Genomic DNA, 18,637 nt, shown 5'->3' on the forward strand with positions numbered 1-18,637 from the left:
ATGCGTCTGGTCACTACGTGCGGACGAAATGCAAGCGACGAAGTCCCGGCAGTCGAGGCGTAGAGTCTGCGATAGAATCCTTATCGGAGACGCTCGAGCACGTCCCGCCCCTCGAGATACGCGAAGCCGTGCCGGTCGGCGTAGGCGCGGGCGTCAGCGGGAGTCAGCGCCTCGCCGGTCTGGTCGTCGAGCATCTCGCAGACGACGACGGCGGGCGTGAGGTCGGCGGCGTCGGCGAGCGCCAGCCCGAGTTCGGTGTGGCCCTCACGCTGGGCGAGCAGGTCGGGCGCGGCCTTGAGGAGGTGGACGTGGCCGGGGACCCGGAACGCCTCGGCGAAGTCGGTCTCGTCGGGGGCGGCGGCGGCCTCGCCGAGCGCCCGGATGGTCGTCGAGCGGTCCTCGTCGGTGATCCCGGTGTAGGTGTCGCGGTGGTTGACCGTCAGCGAGAACGACGACCGGTCGTCGTAGCCGAGTTCGTGATCGGCCGTCGCGGGGTGGTCGACGACATCCGAGTAGAAGGGGAGGTCGAACGCCTCCGCGATGTCGTGGCCGAGCGCGACGCAGATCAGCCCGCCCGCGTCGTTGCGCAGTCGGGCGACGGCCTCGGGCGTGACGGCGTCGGCGTGGTAGATCAGGTCCGTCTCGCCCTCGCGGTCGGCCGCGTCGTGGACGAGGATCGGCTCGCCCGCACGGAGCGACTCGAGCGCGCGGTCGAACGCGTTCGCCGAGGCGCTCGGACTCGAGTTCGAGCCGGCGTTCGACTGCGGTCCGGCGTGGTGGCCCGTCATTCGCGATCACCCACGGAGACGGTGACGTGATCGCCGTCCTCGAGATCGAGTTCCTCGCGGAGTTTGTCGGGGGCGATGACCTCGAGTTGGTCGTCGTCGTGGTGAGTGCGTTCGGGGGCGATGGTGTGGGCGTCCTCGTAGACCTCGCCGTCGGCGGTCTCGATCGTCGCGGCGTAGCAGACCGCGGGGCCGTAGGTCCGCTCGTCGGACTCCCAACCGTCGATGGGGACCGGCTCGAGCGAGGCCATGGCGCTGCGCCGGCGGACGCTGTCCTCGCGGAGGTCGACGTTCAGCGTGCCGGGGAACGGCTCGTAGCCCAGCCGCTCCTCGAACTGGCGCTGGTAGCCCGACAGCGAGATGTAGTGGCGGCCCTCACCCATCCCGCTGGTGACGGTGCCCTCGAGTTCGATCGTCGCGTCCGTCTCGAAGATGCGCCGGTAGTCCTCGTACTCGGCGTGAAGCGTGCGCTCGCCCGTTTCCGTGATCGCGACCCACTGCCCGTCGCTGACGGTGTCGCGCTCGAGCAGATCGGCACTCTCGAGACGCTGGAGCCGGCGCGAGGCGGTCTGGTTCGACGCGTCGAGACGGTCGGCGAGGTGAGAACAGGAGATTTTGACGTCGCCCTCGAGTCCCCCCTCGAGCGCGAGGAGTTTGAGCACGGCGAGTTCGTCGTGCCCGACGGCAGACTCGGCTATCACTGACATACGAGACGGTAACCCCTAGTCGCGTAAAAGCATACCGAATGTGGCACGCATCACGGAACTGTGATGGTGTTTCCCAGCGTTTATCGCGTACGTTGGTATTCAGAGGTGGGTGGAAAAAGCCACCGGTCAGTGAGAGGCACTACCGGCCAGCGAAGATCGGGCGGCGACGCTCAGTTTCGTCCGGAATGGGTCGTCGGGAACGGGAGTGGAATCGAACGTTGTCGACGGAGATGGGAATCCAGCTATCGTGGGCACGGGGGTTTCCACACCCTCCCCAACCGATTCGCTCGGTCGCTTCGCTCACTCGCTCATCCCTCGCGTGCATTCGAGCGGCGACTCGCCGACGGCTCGTCGCCGCACCGCACGCGCCACCGCATAGGCAGCCGGTGTGGCTGCTGTTCAACCATCCCTGTCGGGGCGTACTACGACGGCACCTACGGGGGTGACGATAACGCTCGGACAATGCAAGCCGTCGGACTAACATACGGTCCGTTGAGCGTTCAGGCACTTGCATGAAGCGTCTCCTCGAGGCCCTGTTCGGGTTAGTTGCACTGACGGGCCTCCCGTACTTGATCTATCTCGGAGTGTACTACCTCAGACGGCCGTCCGGTACGCCCGCCGACACGTGGCCGGAGGAGCCGTCGGTGAGCATCGTCCTCCCGACGTACAACGAGAGCGCGATCGTGGAATCGAAACTCGAGGAGCTGGTTGAACTCGACTACCCAATGGAGAAGGTCGAGCTCGTCGTCGTCGACTCGAGCGACGACGGAACGGCCGACCTGGTCGAGACCTTCTTCGCGGGCCGATCGGACCCGGAGCTGACGCTCATCCGCGAGAACGAGCGGCGAGGGCTCGCGGTCGCGCTGAACGAGGCCTACGCCGCCGCGGACAACGAGGTCGTCGTCAAGACCGACTGCGACTCGCGGCTCGCACCCGACGCCGTCCGGAAGGCGGTCGCGAACCTGGCCGATCCGAGCGTCGCGGGGGTAACCGGCCGCAACGCGGAGGTCATCGGCGACAGCGAGGTCGAGCGGGGCTACCGGGACCTCCAGACGATGATCCAGATCCTCGAGTCCCACATCGACTCGACGCTGATCTTCCACGGCCCGTTCTCGGCGTTCGAGCGCGACGCGATCGTCCCGATCGACGAAGACTCGATCGCCGACGACACCGAGCTGGCGCTCAAGATACGACGCAACGGCGGGCGCGTGATCTTCGATCCCGACATCCACTACAAGGAGGCCGCCCACTCCGCGTTCGGCAAGCGCCGCGAGCAGAAAGACCGGCGCGCGATGGGATTGCTGCGCTTGCTGTGGCGACAGCGCGACGCGCTCGGTCGTCACGGGGCCTACGGCCGCGTCGTCCTGCCGTTCAACTGGTGGTTCATGATCGTCTCGCCGTGGCTCGTCGCGACCGGCGTCGCACTGGCCACGCTCGGCTCGCTGGCCGCGCTGGGGCCGTTCGGGCTGGCGACGCCGGCCGCCGTCCTCGCGTTTACGGCGCTGGGCTCGCGTGACAGGCTCGGGCCGCTCCAGCCGCTCTACTCGCTGTTCGATACCCAGATCTCGTTGTTCCGCGCGAGCGTCTCGCTGCTCCGCGCCCGCGCCGACGGCGACGAGGAGACCCACGACGGCACCTGGTCGCCCGACCGCGAACTCCGGGAGGTGTTACAGTGACCGACGTCGCGATCCTCCACGATCGCTTCCCCGGCATCGGCGGCGGCGAGGAGTTCGCCATCGAGGCCGCTCGGGTCCTCGATGCGCCGATCTACACTACCTACGTCGCCGAAGGGACCGAGATCCCCGACGACGTGCACGTCTTCCCGTTCAAGCAGGACAAGTACACCTCGCTGCCGTGGCGGCCCTTCCTCGAGTGGAAGAACGAGGGGATGAACCCGCTCGAGACGCTCAACGTGGCGCTGGACATGACCGACGCGCATCCGGATCTCGCCCACTACGACGTGGTCTTGGAGAGCGCTCCGCTATCGAAGTACTACGTCCCCGAAGTCGGGCAGCGGATCGTCCACTACCCCCACAGCCCGCCGCGGTGGCTCTACGACCTGTATCGAGATCGGCTCTCCGGGTTCCGCAAACCGTTCGTCGAGGCCGCCGTCAAGGCCTACGCGAAGGGCTGGCGCGCACTGGATAAAGAGGCCAACGACTACGTCGACCAGTTCGTCGCGAACAGCGAACTGGTCCGCGACCGGATCCGGCGGTTCTACGACCGCGACGCGACGGTCGTCTACCCGCCGGTGACTGGCGACTGGCGCACCGAGGGCGACGACGGCTACTTCGTCACCTGGTCCAGACTCGCCCCCGAGAAGCGCATCGACCTGATCGCGAAGGCCTTCGCGGGACTGGACGAGCGACTCGTGATCGCCGGCGACGGGAAACAGCGCGAGCAACTCGAGGCGTTCGCCGCGAACTACGACAACATCGAGGTCCGGGGCTACGTCGAGGACATCGAGTCGCTCGTCGCGCGGGCCACCGCGGTCGTCTACGCGCCCAAACAGGAGGACTTCGGCCTCGTCGGTGCGGAGACCATGATGGCCGGCAAACCCTTGCTCGGGGTCGACGAGGGGTTCACCCGGTATCAGGTCCAGGGCGGCCGGACGGGGCTGCTCTTCGAACCCACCGTCGACTCGATCCGGAACGCGGTCCGGCGGTTCGACCCGGACGACTTCGATCCCGTCGAGATCCGGCAGGCCGCCAGACGCTACGAGTACGACCGCTTCGCGGAGAGCCTGCGCGCGGTCGTCGCGGAGACGGCGGCCGCCGACATCGACGCGCCGGACCTCGAGCCCGACCGCGTCCCGGCACCCGAGCGAGCGGCCGACTCGCAATCGGGCGGCGGCCGACAAGAACGAGACGAACCGCGGCCCCAGACCGTCGAAGAACTGACCGCCAACGACGATGCTGACGCCGAAACCGATCTCGAGGGGGTGCCGGACCAGTGACGGCGACGGCGGCCAGCTCCCTCCTGCGGCCGATCGAGCACCCCGATCCAGCCGTCACCGTGATCGTTCCGACGGTCCCCGACAACGATCACGAGGCGGTCGTCGCGTGCCTCGCGCGCCAGTGCGCCGACGCCTACGACGTGCTCGTCGTGAACGATCCCGAACTGGGCGTCTGCGAGGCCAGAAATCTGGGCCTCGAGCATGCCGACGCCGATATCGTCGCCTTCACCGACGACGACTGCCGGCCGCCCGCCGGCTGGGTCGAGGCGATCGAGCGGGCCTTCGACGAGCACGCGGATCTGGTGGTCCTCGAGGGGCCCGTCGAGGGCGGGATGACCTACGAGGGGCGGCGCAAGTACCCCACCTGTAACCTCGCGGTCGACCGCGAGACGGCCCTCGCGGCTGGCGGCTTCGACGAGCGCTTCGAGTACTGGCGCGAGGACACCGAGTTCGGCTGGCGCCTCGAGGAGCACGGGACCGCTGTCTACGACGAGCGCGTTCGCATGGTCCACCCCGAGCGGCCGCGCTCGTCGATCGTTCAGGCGAACGAGGCCCTGCTCAAACAGCGCTACCCCGAGAAGTACGAGGACGTGATCGTCCCCGATACGCTGCCGGAACGGGTCAACGACTGGCTCTGGCGCAAGGGCGTCTGGGACGCCGTCGACGCCGTCCGCTACGGGTCGGGGGTGAGCGGCCGTGGCTGACGTATTGATGCTCCACCAGTTCCACCAGCCCCACCACGCCCACCGCGTCTTCGGCGACGCCGTCGGCGCCGACTACCGCCACTTCGAGACGGGCGCGGAGATCGGCGGCCCCGAGGCGAACCTCGACTCGATGCTCGCGCGGCTGCGAACGGCCGTCGACCTCGAGTCCTACGACGTCGTGATCGGGGAGGGAACGACGCCGATCTACACCCTGCTGTTCTACAAGCTGCTGAACCGGTGGGACGCCCGCGTCGTGCCGCTGATCGCCGACGAGACCTTCCTGAAGATCCGCGACCAGCGGACCCGTCACCTCTGGCGGCACGCGCTCGGACCAGTCATGAGCCACGTCGTGTCCGGGGCCATCGCGGTCGGCGACCTCGCGCGCTCGTGGGCCCGAGACTACCTCGACGTGCCGTTCGAGATCGTCCACCCGCCGATCGCCGACGCGAAGTACGACGCGCTCGAGCCGATCGGCCGGGGACTGGAGTCGGTCGGTTCGGGCTCCGAGGAGGCCGACGCCGCGACGGCGTCGCCGCGGACGGACGGTGCCGGGACGGAACGTAGCGCCGAACCGACGCGCATCCTCCACGCGGGCACGGTGAGCGACCGGGCCGCCGTCGCGAAGAAGAACGTCGATCTGCTCGCGCGCGTCGTCGCCTCTCGATCCGACTGGGAGCTGCGGTTGCTCGGCTCCGGCCACGACGAGTTCGCCTACAGCGACCTCCCCGGCGTCGAGGCGATTGGCTACCTCGAGCTCGAGGCCTTCGCCAGCGAGTTCGCCACGGCGGACGTCTACGTCCAGCCCAGTTCCGGCGACGCGTTCCCGGTCGCCAGCCTCGAGGCGATGCTCGCGGGCCTCCCGACCGTCGTCTCGACGGGGACGGGGACGCGGGAGATCGTCGAGGACGTCGATCCGCTGCTGGTTCGCGCGCCGACCGCGCGCGACATCAGGTGGGGTATCGAGTACGCACAGTCGCTGTCGCCCGCCGAGCGCCGAGAGCGTGGGGCAGCGCTCAGAGCGCGGGTCGAGCCCCTGACCGAGGAGCGGCAGGCCGCGGCATTTCGGCGCGCGCTCACGGAGGTGGTGGCGTGACGCGAAACGTCGTCCTGCTCTGTCTCGACACGGTCCGCAAGGACTACTTCGACGAGTACGCGCCTCGGTTGCGGGACATGGCGAGCGTCTCCTTCGAGCAGTGCCGGGCCGCGAGCGCGTGGAGCACGCCGAGTCACGCCAGCATGCTGACCGGCGAACTGCCGCATCGACACGGTATCCACACCCACAACCGGGACTTCACCGGCCTCTCGCGGTCGGACACCTTCCTCGGGGATATCCCCGATCACGCCGCGCTGGGAGCCAGCGCGAACGTCTACGCGAGTTCGACGTTCGGCTTCGACACCGTCTTCGACCGCTACTCCGATATCGCCCCTCACCGCCGGTTCCCCGCCGGGATGGACATGGAGAAGTTCATTCAGGACCGGGACGCGGAGGGCGCCCGGCGGTACGTCGAGTTCCTCCGCGAGGCCGTCCGCCACGATCACACGCTCGAGAGCCTGGGCAACGGCGTCCTCTTCAAGGCCAACGACCTCTTCCGGCGCGCGCCGCTGCCGAAGCTGCTCGACGACGGCGCGTCGATCGTCTCGAGCGAGGGGCTGTCGATGGTCGACTCGACCGCGGAGCCGGTCTTCCTCTTTACGAACTTCATGGACGCCCACGGGCCGGTCCATCACGTGCTTGGCTACGACAGGGAGTTCCACGACGCGCCCAACGACTGGACCTCCTTCGCGTTCGACGACTGGGAGATCAACACCGGGGGCGTCTCCGCCGAGCACGAACGGGACCTCCGCTATCACCGCGACCTCTACAGCGCGGCGATCGACTACCTCGACCGGAAGGTCGCCTCGTTCGTCCGCGAGGTCCAGCGGAAGACGGACCGCGAGACAACGTTCATCGTCACCGCGGACCACGGCGAGAACCTCGCCTTCCCCGAGGACGAGGAGCTGTTCGGCCACACCAGCAGCCTCACGGAGTCGCTGTTGCACGTCCCTTGCTATCTGATCAACCCGCCGGAGGGGTACGAGGCGGCCGAGACCGAGTATGTCAGTCACCTCGAGCTGGGCGAGCTCATCGTCGGGCTCGCGAACGAAGAGACGCCGGACGTCTTCCGGGAGCGCGTCCCGGCCGAACTGATCGGGATCGGCGTCGGCGGCGCGCCCCGAGACCCCGACGAACACCGCTACTGGGATCGGATGCTTCGCTGCGTCTACGACGGCGAGACGAAGTACGTCTGGGACTCGCTGGGCGGCAGCCGGGAGTACGAGATCGACCACGACCGACCCTGCTGGCAGCGACAGGTCGGCGAGGACGTGACGGTCCCGTCGTGGGCCCGCGACTTCTTCGACGTCGAGATCAGCGAGTACAAAGAGCGCGCACAGGAGAGCGAAGCGGACGCCGACCAGGACGTCGACGCGACCGTCGAACGGCGACTCGAGGAGCTGGGATATCGATGAGCGAGGGAACGAACCGACCCGCGGCAACGGACGCCGGCTCACCGACTGCCGCCGACTCGAGCGCCGGCGCGCGATCGGAGATCGAGGCACGGACGACTGGCGGCACCGTCCTGAACGTCGGCGCGGGCGAGCAGGGCGACGGCGACGTGACGCTCGACCTGCTCTCGTCGGTCGGGCCCGACGTCCAGGGGACCGCGACGGCGCTGCCGTTTGCCGCCGAGACGTTCGACGTCGTCGAGATGGACCAGGTGCTCGAGCATATCGCCCCCGAACGCCTCGGCGACGTCTTCGAGGAGTGTTACCGCGTCCTCCGGGCGGGCGGTCGCCTCGAGGCGTGGGTCCCCCACGCGGCCTCGCGGCTGTACGATCAGGACCCGACGCACCGCTCGAGCTGGACCTACGGCACGCCGGAGTACTTCGCCGACGGCAACTTCTCGTGGTACTACGACGACCGCGCGTTCGCGTTCGAACTCGTCGACCGCGAGGTGGCCGTCTGGGTCCTCGAGGGCGCACCGCTGAGCGGGGTCCGCTCGGTGGCGCTGCAAACGGCGCACCGACTGCTCGATTGGACCGACGGCGTCGTCTACCGGCCGTCGGTCAGCGGCTCGATCCACTTCACGCTACGCAAGGTGTAACGATGGCACACGACACGATCCACGACCGAACGGTGCTCGTCACAGTCGACTCGCTGCGCCACGACCACGTCAGGCACATGCCCCGGACGACGGGCTTTCTCGAGGCCACCCACGACCGGGCGTTCGCGACCAGCACCGCGACGCTGGGCAGCTTCCCCGCCATCGTCGGCGGCGAGTACGCCGCCGGCGGGGGCCTCGAGCGCGAGCGAAGCGTCGCCCACGAGTTCGAGGCCTACAGCGCGGGCATCACGACGAACCACCTGCTCTCCGCGGAGTACGGCTACGATGCCGGCTTCGACTCCTTCGCGTCACCGAAAGGCGGCGGCGAGTCACTGAAGGACAAGGGCGCGGTCTTGCTCCAGCGCGGGACACTCCCTCACCGCGTCGCGACGTGGGGGTGGAACCGCTACCAGCAGCTTCAGGGGTTCGTCGGCGAGGTCGAGAAGTCGTTCCGCCGGGCCGACGACGTGATCGACGCGTTCCGCCGGGAGGTAGACGGCCGCGACTCGTGGTTCGGTTGGCTCCACTTCATGGAGCCCCACCACCCCTACGACCCCGACGACGCGCCGGTGAGCCGCGACGAGGCCCAGCGAATCACGCGAACGGTGCTCGCGGGCCGCGGCAGCGACGCCGAGGAAGAACTCGTTCGCGAACTCTACCGACAGGAGATCAGCGAGCTCGACGCGGCGCTGGGGGCGCTCTGGGAATCGATCCCCGACGACACGCGCGTCGTCTTCTGTGCCGACCACGGCGAGTTGCTCGGCGAGGACGACCTGTGGGGCCATCCCGGCGAGTTGCGCCCGGAACTGCTCCGCGTCCCCTTCGGCACCCGAAACGCCCCCGACCTCGGCGAGGTCGTCTCACTGATCGACGTACCCTCGGTGCTGACCGGGCGCGAACACGGCGTCGGTCGACTCGATCGCGAGCGGGCCTTCGCGGCCTACGGCGACCGGAAGGCCGCGATGAACGCGGACCTGCTGGCGACGAGCGAGGGGACGATCTCGCTCGAGACCGGCGAGTCGGCGAGCGATCCCGACCTCGAGCGCGCCCTCGAGCGGTTCGACCCCGAGTACGTCGTCAAGGAGGAAGCGCTGCAGGAAGATCTGGAAGATCTGGGATACGTATGACGGTGCTCGTCCTCGCGCTGGACGCGCTCGACGAGGGACTGATCGACCACTTCGGTATCGACGCTTTCCGCCTCGAGTCGTCGGGCTCGCTCGAGACCTACGCCCACACCAAGCCCGTGCCGTACACGCCGGAGGTGTGGGCGACCGTCGCGACCGGGCTCGGCCCCGAGAAACACGGAATCTCCGCCGCCGGGACGAGCGAGTGGGACAATCCCGCCCTCGAGTTCGCCTCCCGGTTTACGGGTCGCCTCTCGGAGGGCACCCGCGGGACGCTCGGCAAGTTCGTCCGCACCCGAACGGGGGAGCGCGAACGCATCGGCGAGACCGACCGCGAGTCGCTGTTCGACGCCGACGACGCGGTCGTCCACAACTGGCCCGGCGTCCACGACGGCCGGCCGCTCCAGTACGCCTGGGACCTGATGAACGCCGTCTCCGAGGGGATGGGCCGCACCGAGTTCGAGCGCGACCTGTTCGGCCAGTCGGCCGAACAGTTCGGCTGGGCCCGCGAGATGCTGAACCACCCCGTCTCGGTCGCCGGCGTCCACGTCCACGCGCTCGACGCGGCGGGCCACGCCTACGCCGACGACGAGGCCGCGCTCCGGCGCGCCTACGAGCGGATCGGCGGCTTCGTCGACGAGGTGGTCGACGCGCTCGGCCCCGACGACGAACTCCTCCTGCTCTCCGATCACGGCATGCGGACGGCGTTTTACCCGCCCGACGCCGGCGAGGACCCCGCGAGCCACTCCTGGCGGGCCTACGCGAGTACCACTGCCGACAGCCGACCGGGATCCGTCTACAGCGTCCGGGAGTGGGTCGAATCGCGGGCCGCGACCGCCACTTCTACGGGCGAGGACGTGGACGAAGACATCGAGATGCCGACCGACCGACTGCGCGAACTCGGCTATCTGGAATGACCGACGCCTCGAGCGTGAGCCTCGGCGGCGAGACCGTCAAGGCCACCGCCGCGAAGTTTACGATGGCGGCCGTCGGCTTCGTCGGGACGATCGTCTTCGCGCGTCTCCTCGGGCCGACGGCGTTCGGCGGCTTCTACCTGCTGTTCGCGCTGGTCAAGATCGCCGACCGCGCGGTGATCGGCTGGGGAACCGCGGTCAAGAAACGCTACTCCGAAGCGGGGGCAGCCAAGGAAGAGTTGCTCGGCAGTCAGTTGCTGTTCACGGCGGGCTGGGTTGCTCTCAGCGCCGTCGCGGTGGCCCTCGCCGCGCCGTGGCTCGCGTCCTATACGGGCCTGCCCGACGCGCCGATCCTCTTTCTCGTGTTGATGGCCGCGGTCGCCCTCTACGAGCCGATCGACCGCGTCGTGCAGGCGCGGGGCCTCGTCGGCGCGTCGACCTGGACCGACACCCTGCGCTCGCTGCTCACCTTTCCGCTCCAACTGGGCCTGATCCTCCTCGGGCTCGGTGCCGCCGGGATGGCCTACGGGCTCGCCGCCGCGACCTTCCTCTCGCTGCCCGTCCTCTGGTATTTCGTACCGGTCGGACCCGCGATGCCGTCGCGGGATACCCTCGAGCACCTCTGGTCGTACGCCAAGTACAGCAGCGTCAACTCGCTGCTTGGTACCGCATACGACCGGTTCGACGTACTCTTGCTCGGCTGGCTGCTCGCCCCCGCCGCCGCCGGCAACTACGAGGTCGCGTTCAAGCTCACCGTTCCGGCGACGTTCGTCATGATGGCCGCCTCGAGCGGCCTGATGGCCCGCGTCAGTCATCGCCACAGCAAAGGCGAGGGCCTGAGCGAGGACGTCTCGAACACGCTGGCGTTCGTCAGCATCGTCGCGGTCCCGATGTTCTTCGGTGCGCTCGCGCTCTCCGAGCGGCTGGTGGTCACCTTCTACGGGGCCGAGTACGCCGACGCGGCGGGGCTGCTGGTCGGCCTCGCCCTGTACCAGCTCGTCCGGACTCAGAGCGGGACCCTCTCGCAGGTCGTCGACGGCATCGACCGACCGGATCTCAATACCCGAATTTCGGCGGTGACGCTCGGGCTCAACATCGTCCTCGGGATCGCGCTGACGCTTTCCGTCGGCGCGATCGGCGTCGTCGTCGCGACGATCGTCGCGGAGACGCTCCGCTACGTCCTCGTCGCGTTCGTCGTCAAACGGCACGTCCCCGAGACCGAACTGCTCCCGCGGACGCTGGCTGAGCAGGTCGCCGCGAGCGTCCTCATGTTCGTCGTCGTCGTCCCCACCGCCGACGCCGTCGTCATCGACCGCTGGTATCACCTGCTCGCCGTCGTCGCCGTCGGCGCGGCCGTCTACGGCGCCACGCTGGCGATCATCAGCCGCAAGCTCCGGGTGACCATCGAGGGCGTCGTCCGGAGCTCCCGGCTCGAACTCTGAGCTCGGTCAGGGGGAAAACACCGAGAACGTCCCGGTCGCGCGAGCGACCGTCTCTCCGTCGTGGGCGATGTCCGACTCGAGATACGCGACGGAGCCGCCCTTGCGCAGGACGTTCGTCTCGCAGGTCACGCGGCCGGCCCGGACCGGTTCCAGGTAGTTGATCTTGATCTCGATCGTCGCACACTGCTCGCCCTCCTCGAGCATCGCCGCGAGCGCCGCGCCCATCCCGGTGTCCGCCATCGTGTACAGGACGCCCCCGTGTAGCACCCCGTTCGGGTTCTGCAGTTCGTCGCTCGTTTCGATCACGCCGCGGCTGTATCCCGGGTCGACATCGACGAATTCCAGGTCGATCAGATCGGAGAACATCTGTGGTCTCTCGGCCGTCATCCGTTCGACCCTCGAGTCGTACCCACTTGAAACCGCGCGTGGGCGGCCGTCGCGTCTTTACAGCTCGCGCGCCACGTAGGATTCGATCCGCGCGACGCGCTCGGAGTCGGTCGTCCAGAAGCCCTCCCAGATGCGCGGCTCGGTCTCGAGACAGACGAGCGCACAGCCCTCGGCGTCGGCCGGCGCGCGGTCGTCGGGCGCGAAGACGACGAACCAGCCGTCCCGATACGCTCTATCGGTCCCGGTGTGTTCGGTCACCTCGAGGTCGACCGGTGCACTGCCCCCGGCGCCGTAGACGTTGACGTCGACAGCGGTCTCGGCGAGCGCGTCGTAGGTCTCGTACGTTCCCACTTCGTCGTCGATGCGCGACAACCGTTGGAATGCGCTGTGGAGCGTGCCGCTACCCGCCGCCCAGGCGCGCTGTTCGATGTATCGAGAGACGAGGATCAACAGCAGTTTCTCCTTGTGCGCGAGCGGATAGCCGCGCAGTCGGAGCTTCGTCCCCTCGAGGCCCGCCAGCACGGCGGGGAACTCGATCTCGCCGACGCCGCGGGCCCCGGTGACGAACAGGTCGGAGTTGATCGCCAGCAGCGAGTCGTACAGCTCCAGCATCGGCGAAGCCGCGACCGGCTCGCCGTCTTCGAGCAAGAGGGCCGTGTCGCCGTCGGCCGCGAGCGCGTCGGCGACGGCGGGCGACGCGTCGGCGTCGTCCAGCGTCGCGCCTGCCTCGACGGCGATCGGCTGGTCCGCGAACGTCTCGGCCAGCATCTCCTCGAGCGGCCCCGATCCCGTCGCGTCCTCGCTGACGACCGCGATCGTCCGCTGTGGGGGACCGACATCGTCGATGAACGATCGAAGGGTCACTGGCACATATTGGCCAATTCGGCTAATAAACGTTCCCGCCGCCGACGGTTTCTCGAGCCCCCGTGCGGACGAGACCGACTCGCAGCGTCAGTCGCCGGTGACGGGGTCGCGTTCCCAGAATTCGCTGTCTTTCTTCAGCTTCGGGACCCACGTGTCGCCCGTCTTCGCGAGCAAGGCGACGCGGGAGGCCGGCACGCCTTTGACCTCGGTGAATTCGGGCATGTGGTCGGCGACCGATTCCGCGAAGTCGACGACAGCCTCGTGGTCGGGCATCGCCGAGCGGTCGAGTCGGCCCCGCGAGTGGCCGACGTGCATGTACGCCTTCAGTTCGATGAAGTCGGGGTCGGCCTGCTGGTAGAAGCCGGCGTACCAGTCGGGGTGGTGCATGTTCTCGCCGTCGACGAGCGTCGTCCGGAGCACGGTTCGAGTCTCGTCTTTGTCCGCGAGGACGGCCATCGTCTCGAGGAGCTTCGCCCAGGCGTCGTCTTCCATCGCGCCGACCACTTGGTCGAAGGTGTGGCGCTCGGGGGCGTCGACGCTGACGTAGAGTTGCGTGGGATCGCACTCCCGCAGCACCTCGGGGCGAGTACCGTTCGAGACGAGGAAGGTGGTGATGTCCCGATCGTGAAAGGCCTCGATGAGTTCGGGGAGGTAGGGATAGAGCGTCGGCTCGCCGTCCAGCGAGATGGCGACGTGGCGGGGTTCCATCGACTGCTCGAACACCTCGCGGGGGACCTCGTCGTTGCCGCCGAAGCCCGAGAGGAGCTTCTTCTGGAGGTCGATCGAGGCGTCGACGACGGCCTCGGGGTCGTCCCACTCCACGTCGTCCATCTCGTAGGCGTGGCCGTTGTGGTCACGCCAACAGAAGACACAGCGCTCGTTACACCGGACGACGGGCGTCATCTGGATGCAGCGGTGGGACTCGATCCCGTAGAAGATGTTCTTGTAACACTTGCCCTCACCGCGCAGTGCGTTGGCCGTCCAGCCGCAGGTCTGGGCGGCCGTGTGGTTCTCGCTGTGGTAGTTCGGGCTCGAGACCTGTGCGGGCCCGCCGTCGCCGCCGTCGGCGTTCGCACCGTCGCCCCCGGAGTTCGCGGAGTCGCTCATGTTGCCGGCGTTGGGCGGGCGCGGGCAAAAGCCGTGTGGTGTCTCGGCCGACGGGGCGGCCGACGGGCTCGAGACCGCATGCGAAGCTCGTCGGCCGGCTACTCGTCGCTGCGGTGGTCGCGCGCCGACTCACCCGATTCGGGCGCGTTCGGCAGCGCGTGCGGATCCGCGGGCTCGTCGCCGTGTTGTGCGTCGTCGCGTTCGAACAGGTACAGCGCGGGCCCCGCGAGCACGATCACGAGCAATCCGGGGATCGGCACGTCGGGCGGCGCGAGATAGAGGGCCAGCCCGCTGCCGACCGCCAGGAAGACGAAGCCCGCCCAAAAGCGCGGGCGCGGGACCTCGAGGGCCGTCGCGTCCCGATAGACGGCACCCGCACAGCCCAGCGCGACGACGAACCCGAGGACCGCGACGGCGACGGCCTGCAGCGTGACCATATCCGAGGTTACGCGAACGACGGGAAAAGGGTTCTGAGAGCCGTTTCGGCGGGTGGCCCACGGTGCTCGAGAACCGAACCGGGATACCGCGGCGACCTTTCCCGACCCTTCCCTACGAAAGCCGCGCTCTCTTGCCCGTTCCGATCCTACCTTCCATATGATCGGATCCGACACGATCGGCAAGAAAACGGCGACCGTCGGCGACGAACGGGATGGGACTCCGGGTGCGGTTGCCTCCGGCGGCGCGGCGCTGACCGGGTATCTCGTCGTCCGGCGCGCGCTCGAGCGGTCGACGACGCCCGACGCCACCGGCACCGAGTCGAAGACCGACGCGACGACCGAGGGATCGAACGGCGACTCGAGCGACGAGCGCTGAGCCGCGATACCGATCATCCAACAATGAGTGATACAGATACGCGCACCGAAATGGGGGCGGAGTTCGGCGGCGACGGCGAGCACCGCGAGGCGACCGGCGGACGCGTCTCGCGAGCGCTCCGGGCCGCTCGAGACGGCGGAAGACTGAGCGCCATTGCGGGCATCGGGGGCAGTGTGAGTCTGCTCGGCGGCGTCCGCGCGCTTTGGCGCGGCGACAGCGAGCGCGCGGTCGGTCGGTTCGCGCTCGGCGGCGTGCTCGTCGCGATCGCACTCGAGTTGCGGCGATCGCCCGACGAGCGCGCCACCGGCGCTGCCGTCGACCAGACGGATGTCGTCAGCACCGGGCCGGACATCGGCAACCTCGAGGGCGGCGCGACGAGTGAGGCGGAACACGCCGATGGTGCCGACGCTCAGCGGGTCGCCGATTCCTCGGTCGATCTTGAAGACGCAGCCTCGGGGTCGGAGTCAGACGCGGCGGAGTCGGCGACGGGGAGCGAATCCGACACAGCGGTTGAAGTTCCCGAATCCGAGACGTACGAACGGTTGGGCGCGGCGGCGTTCGACGAACGCAGCAGCGAGATTCCCGTCCCACAGGAGGCGTTCAACCGGAACGTCCTCTCGCTCGGCGCCGAGGCGTTCTGGGGGATTCGCGAGGAGGACGACGCCGTCGTCGTCTCGGAGCGCTTCGATCCGCTTCGAGACCACGAGGGGATCCGCTACGTCGCGAGCAGCGAAATCGACGACGACCGGATGCTGACAGTCCCCGATACAGTGTTGAACCACTGGGACGCCGTGGCAGGCGGGGGGACTGCCGTCGCCTCCGGTACCCAAATCACGTTCGTCACCGCCGACTCGCTTGAAGCGAACGGCCAGATTCAGATCGTCCCCGAGCAGTGGCTCGACGACGTACTCGAGGACAGCGCGTAACGATGGTCGATCAGCCGTGATGGCCCGCCGCGGCGGATCGCCAGCCGGCGAGACCGTGTGATGGTTCGGGTAACACAGCTATTAATTGAGCGCCTATATTTCGAACATCCATTTTCAAAAGTAACGATTAGAACGCTTGCGTCGCAAGGGTATAGAGTCAACACCGCGAGTACGGTACGGGGGATCAATGCTCAACGATCTCCTCACCATCGTCGCGAACGACTACCGGCGCGAACTGTTGATCAGCCTGCTCGAGCGCGAGCGCGACCGGAAAACGGAGGCGCTGCTCCCCGACGACATCGCAGTCGACGGCGCGAACCGCGACGCGCAGGTAGCCGAGCTACACCATTGCCACCTCCCGATGCTGGCCGAGGGCGACCTGATCGAGTGGCACCGAGACGATAACTGGATCACGACCGGCTCCCGGTTCGACGACATCAAGCCGTTGCTCGAGTTGCTCGCCGAGCACGACGAGGAGCTCCCGTATCGAGTTCGGTGCGTGAACCGGTAGTCGCCGTCCGTCGACTGAGCGAGACGGCGACCACCGGCCGGTCGCGCCCGCTACAGCGAGCCGCGGACCCGCTCTACGACCGCCAGCATCCCGTCGGCGTGGCGCTCCTCGAGGACCTCGTCAGCCGCCGCCGTCGCGGCCTCGTCGGCGTTGCCGACGGCGAAGCTCCGGCCGACGACCGCGAACGTCGGCGCGTCGTTGACCGAGTCCCCGACGGCGACGCAGTCCGCGAGGTCGACCCCGACGTGCTCGGCGATCCGCTCGACGCCGTCGCCCTTGTTCGGCGTGGCGTCTTTGACGTGGTAGGCGTACCCGGTGTCGATCACCTCGAGGCCGTGATCGGCGGCGATCTCGCGCAGCGGCTCGAGCGGCTGCTCCAGATTGACGGCGATCTCGGTCTCGCGCCAGCGGTTGACGGTGTCTTCCTCGCCCCAGCCGAGGTCGTAGCCGGCGGCGCGGTACTCCTCGACGACGGCCTGGGCGGCCTCGCGGTCGGCGGTGAAGAACACGTCGTCGCCGGTGTAGACGACGCCGCCGTTTTCCGCGACGACGAGTTCGGGGATGCCGACGAAGTGACAGAGCGCGACGGGATAGGGGAAGGCCTTCCCCGTGGCGATCACGACGGGCGCGTCCCACTCGCGCAGCGGGTCGAAGACGCGCGGATCGATGCCCCAGCCCTCGGGACGGGTCAGGGTGCCGTCGACGTCGAGGACGAGCGGCGGATCGGCTGCCATAGCATCACTCGAGGGCCGGGCGGCCTAAAGGAGTCGGTTCGGTCGCTCGAGCCCCACTGAGCGACCACCGAATCCCATCGTCGAAGGGCAAACGTAGATGTCTCGAGCGCCCCTATTCCCACCGATGTCAATGGATGACTTCGACGTAGCGGAACTGCTCGAGACGGGCGGGTCACAACTGAAGACGAGTCTCCCCGGCGTGGTCGTGACGACGAAACTTGACGACGCGGACGCGGACGAACTGGAAGCGGTTCACCGCCGACAACTAGAGTACGCGCTCGAACACGCCGAAGAGGCGAAAGAAGCGACTCGAATGTGATCGGGGCGAGAGGACGAGACGAACCACGCAGGGAGACGACCGTCGCGATCGCTGCGGTTCCCCGGTGCCGGAGACCGAAATCACGACGGGTGGGGGCACCGAGCCGCGGGTAGCGTTCGACTCCCGTCAGAGTGCGAGATACCCCGCGTTGGGGAGGAGTCCGGCCAGATAGAGGAGTCCGAGGACGAACATGAACGCCGCGATCGCCATCGCCGGCGGATCGACGTGCGTCCCCGAGTGCGAGTAGAACACGCGCTGGCCCACCTCGCCGAGGAGACCGCTAATCGCGCCGAACGCGCCGGCGACGAGCAGGACGACCGGCTCGCTGCCGACGGCGGGCATCGCGATGACCGCGCCCACGGCGCCCAGCAGGGTGATGTGGTGGGTGACCGGGATCTTCTCGACGCCGAGATTGAGAAAGAGCAGGCTCATCGCCGAGATGGCATAACCCATGAAGATGCTCCCCGTCTCGAGCCAGATGAAGCCGCCGAGGATCCCGCCGATGATGCCGATGGCGGTGACGCCGGACCACTCGTACTGGTGGGGCAGCCACGGTTCCGTCGCCAGTCGGTCGGTCTCGGTCCCGCCGTCGGCCGCGACGCGTTTCTCCTCGCGCTCGAACGGCGACATGTCGAGGATGCTCGAGCCGCCGACCCTGCCGACGAGCGGGTAGCCGAAGACGAGTCGCGCGATGAAGGCCGTCGCGACGACCGAGAGCGCGATGTTGTCCGTCGGGAAGCCGAGGCCGGTCATCACCTGCGTGATGAGCATCCCGAGCGCGCCGAAGATCGCCCCGACCGCGAGGATGTCGGGTTTGGTCCCGAACGCGTACAGAATGTCCTTCCCGAAGTGGTAGTCCCAGTCGTCGGGTTTCATCTCGGGGTATCGCCGCCCGGCGTAGGCCGTCGCTGCGACGCCACCGGCGAAGGCGATGTGGGGGCCGGTCACCGGGCCGAACCCGATCGTGCCGGTGATCCCGGTGGCGATGTTACCGGCACCGACGGCTTCGAGCCCGCCGAGTTCGCCCTCGAGGACGGCCAGCCCCTCGCCGAGGAAGACGACGAACCCCGTGAAGACGAACGCGGGCAGTGCGCCCAGCGCCGCCCCGAAGGCGCCGCCGGCGAGGGCGGCGATCAGCAGGACGGCGAACGCCTCGAGTTCCATCCCGATGACGGGAACCTGAAACAACGGCGCCAGCATG

General features: G+C 68.3%; 21 protein-coding genes. 13 read left to right on the forward strand and 8 right to left on the reverse strand.

Going from position 1 to position 18,637, the window contains the following annotated elements:
- Positions 1-80: 80 nt before the first annotated feature.
- Both ribB and NKH51_RS09535 read right to left on the reverse strand, forming a co-directional pair.
- Positions 81-788, reverse strand: coding sequence for a 3,4-dihydroxy-2-butanone-4-phosphate synthase (gene ribB, locus NKH51_RS09530; RefSeq protein WP_254761459.1), 708 nt, complete (start codon positions 786-788; stop codon positions 81-83).
- Positions 785-1,492: a CTP-dependent riboflavin kinase gene (locus tag NKH51_RS09535; protein WP_254761460.1), complete on the reverse strand. Its 708-nt coding sequence runs from the start codon at positions 1,490-1,492 to the stop codon at positions 785-787. The genes ribB and NKH51_RS09535 overlap by 4 nt, the downstream gene beginning before the upstream one ends.
- Before the next feature lie 512 nt (positions 1,493-2,004).
- On the opposite strand from NKH51_RS09535, the gene NKH51_RS09540 reads away from it, so the two are divergent.
- The 9 genes from NKH51_RS09540 to NKH51_RS09580 are packed head-to-tail and all read left to right on the forward strand — an operon-like array spanning position 2,005 to position 11,775.
- Entirely contained in the window at positions 2,005-3,168 is a 1,164-nt protein-coding gene (locus NKH51_RS09540) for a glycosyltransferase (RefSeq protein WP_254761461.1), read from the forward strand.
- Complete coding sequence (locus NKH51_RS09545; protein ID WP_254761462.1) at positions 3,165-4,448, forward strand: glycosyltransferase; 1,284 nt, start codon at positions 3,165-3,167, stop codon at positions 4,446-4,448. Before NKH51_RS09540 ends, NKH51_RS09545 begins: the two co-directional genes overlap by 4 nt.
- Complete coding sequence (locus tag NKH51_RS09550; RefSeq protein WP_254761463.1) at positions 4,445-5,152, forward strand: glycosyltransferase family 2 protein; 708 nt, start codon at positions 4,445-4,447, stop codon at positions 5,150-5,152. Before NKH51_RS09545 ends, NKH51_RS09550 begins: the two co-directional genes overlap by 4 nt.
- Positions 5,145-6,245, forward strand: a complete 1,101-nt coding sequence (locus NKH51_RS09555) for a glycosyltransferase family 4 protein (protein ID WP_254761464.1) — start codon at positions 5,145-5,147, stop codon at positions 6,243-6,245. The genes NKH51_RS09550 and NKH51_RS09555 overlap by 8 nt, the downstream gene beginning before the upstream one ends.
- The gene (locus NKH51_RS09560) at positions 6,242-7,660 is read left to right on the forward strand and encodes a sulfatase-like hydrolase/transferase (RefSeq protein ID WP_254761465.1); all 1,419 of its coding nucleotides are present in this window, start codon (positions 6,242-6,244) and stop codon (positions 7,658-7,660) included. The genes NKH51_RS09555 and NKH51_RS09560 overlap by 4 nt, the downstream gene beginning before the upstream one ends.
- On the forward strand, positions 7,657-8,295 hold the full coding sequence (locus tag NKH51_RS09565) for a methyltransferase domain-containing protein (RefSeq protein WP_254761466.1): 639 nt from the start codon (positions 7,657-7,659) through the stop codon (positions 8,293-8,295). Before NKH51_RS09560 ends, NKH51_RS09565 begins: the two co-directional genes overlap by 4 nt.
- A 2-nt stretch (positions 8,296-8,297) precedes the next feature.
- A complete protein-coding gene (locus NKH51_RS09570) occupies positions 8,298-9,422 on the forward strand; it encodes a sulfatase-like hydrolase/transferase (RefSeq protein WP_254761467.1) in 1,125 nt (374 codons plus the stop codon).
- Complete coding sequence (locus tag NKH51_RS09575) at positions 9,419-10,336, forward strand: alkaline phosphatase family protein (RefSeq protein ID WP_254761468.1); 918 nt, start codon at positions 9,419-9,421, stop codon at positions 10,334-10,336. Before NKH51_RS09570 ends, NKH51_RS09575 begins: the two co-directional genes overlap by 4 nt.
- On the forward strand, positions 10,333-11,775 hold the full coding sequence (locus NKH51_RS09580) for a lipopolysaccharide biosynthesis protein (protein ID WP_254761469.1): 1,443 nt from the start codon (positions 10,333-10,335) through the stop codon (positions 11,773-11,775). Before NKH51_RS09575 ends, NKH51_RS09580 begins: the two co-directional genes overlap by 4 nt.
- Positions 11,776-11,781: 6 nt before the next feature.
- Here the strand turns inward: NKH51_RS09580 and NKH51_RS09585 are convergent, their stop codons facing one another.
- From NKH51_RS09585 to NKH51_RS09600, 4 genes are all read right to left on the reverse strand, one after another.
- Positions 11,782-12,162 (reverse strand): PaaI family thioesterase, encoded by a 381-nt coding sequence (locus NKH51_RS09585; protein WP_254761470.1) that lies wholly within the window; start codon positions 12,160-12,162, stop codon positions 11,782-11,784.
- A 57-nt stretch (positions 12,163-12,219) separates the two neighbouring features.
- Positions 12,220-13,026, reverse strand: a complete 807-nt coding sequence (locus tag NKH51_RS09590; protein WP_254761471.1) for a histidine kinase — start codon at positions 13,024-13,026, stop codon at positions 12,220-12,222.
- An 87-nt stretch (positions 13,027-13,113) separates the two neighbouring features.
- On the reverse strand, positions 13,114-14,133 hold the full coding sequence (twy1, locus tag NKH51_RS09595) for a 4-demethylwyosine synthase TYW1 (RefSeq protein WP_254761472.1): 1,020 nt from the start codon (positions 14,131-14,133) through the stop codon (positions 13,114-13,116).
- A gap of 98 nt (positions 14,134-14,231) precedes the next feature.
- Complete coding sequence (locus NKH51_RS09600; protein ID WP_254761473.1) at positions 14,232-14,570, reverse strand: hypothetical protein; 339 nt, start codon at positions 14,568-14,570, stop codon at positions 14,232-14,234.
- Between the two features lie 157 nt (positions 14,571-14,727).
- Here NKH51_RS09600 and NKH51_RS09605 point away from each other — a divergent pair, with 157 nt between their 5' ends.
- The 3 genes from NKH51_RS09605 (at position 14,728) to NKH51_RS09615 (ending at position 16,383) form a co-directional block, all read left to right on the forward strand.
- Entirely contained in the window at positions 14,728-14,946 is a 219-nt protein-coding gene (locus tag NKH51_RS09605; protein ID WP_254761474.1) for a hypothetical protein, read from the forward strand.
- Between the two features lie 23 nt (positions 14,947-14,969).
- Complete coding sequence (locus NKH51_RS09610) at positions 14,970-15,872, forward strand: hypothetical protein (protein WP_254761475.1); 903 nt, start codon at positions 14,970-14,972, stop codon at positions 15,870-15,872.
- 187 nt (positions 15,873-16,059) lie between these two features.
- Positions 16,060-16,383: a hypothetical protein gene (locus NKH51_RS09615; protein WP_254761476.1), complete on the forward strand. Its 324-nt coding sequence runs from the start codon at positions 16,060-16,062 to the stop codon at positions 16,381-16,383.
- Positions 16,384-16,433: 50 nt separating this feature from the next.
- Here NKH51_RS09615 and NKH51_RS09620 read toward each other — a convergent pair whose 3' ends face one another.
- On the reverse strand, positions 16,434-17,117 hold the full coding sequence (locus NKH51_RS09620; protein WP_254761477.1) for an HAD-IIB family hydrolase: 684 nt from the start codon (positions 17,115-17,117) through the stop codon (positions 16,434-16,436).
- Between the two features lie 124 nt (positions 17,118-17,241).
- Between NKH51_RS09620 and NKH51_RS09625 the strand changes: the two genes are divergently transcribed.
- Positions 17,242-17,436, forward strand: a complete 195-nt coding sequence (locus NKH51_RS09625) for a hypothetical protein (protein ID WP_254761478.1) — start codon at positions 17,242-17,244, stop codon at positions 17,434-17,436.
- A gap of 126 nt (positions 17,437-17,562) precedes the next feature.
- Here the strand turns inward: NKH51_RS09625 and NKH51_RS09630 are convergent, their stop codons facing one another.
- Positions 17,563-18,636: a DUF7973 family transport facilitator gene (locus tag NKH51_RS09630; protein WP_254761479.1), complete on the reverse strand. Its 1,074-nt coding sequence runs from the start codon at positions 18,634-18,636 to the stop codon at positions 17,563-17,565.
- Position 18,637 lies beyond the last annotated feature (1 nt).

This window comes from Natrinema marinum (genome assembly GCF_024296685.1).
Lineage (GTDB): Archaea > Halobacteriota > Halobacteria > Halobacteriales > Natrialbaceae > Natrinema > Natrinema marinum.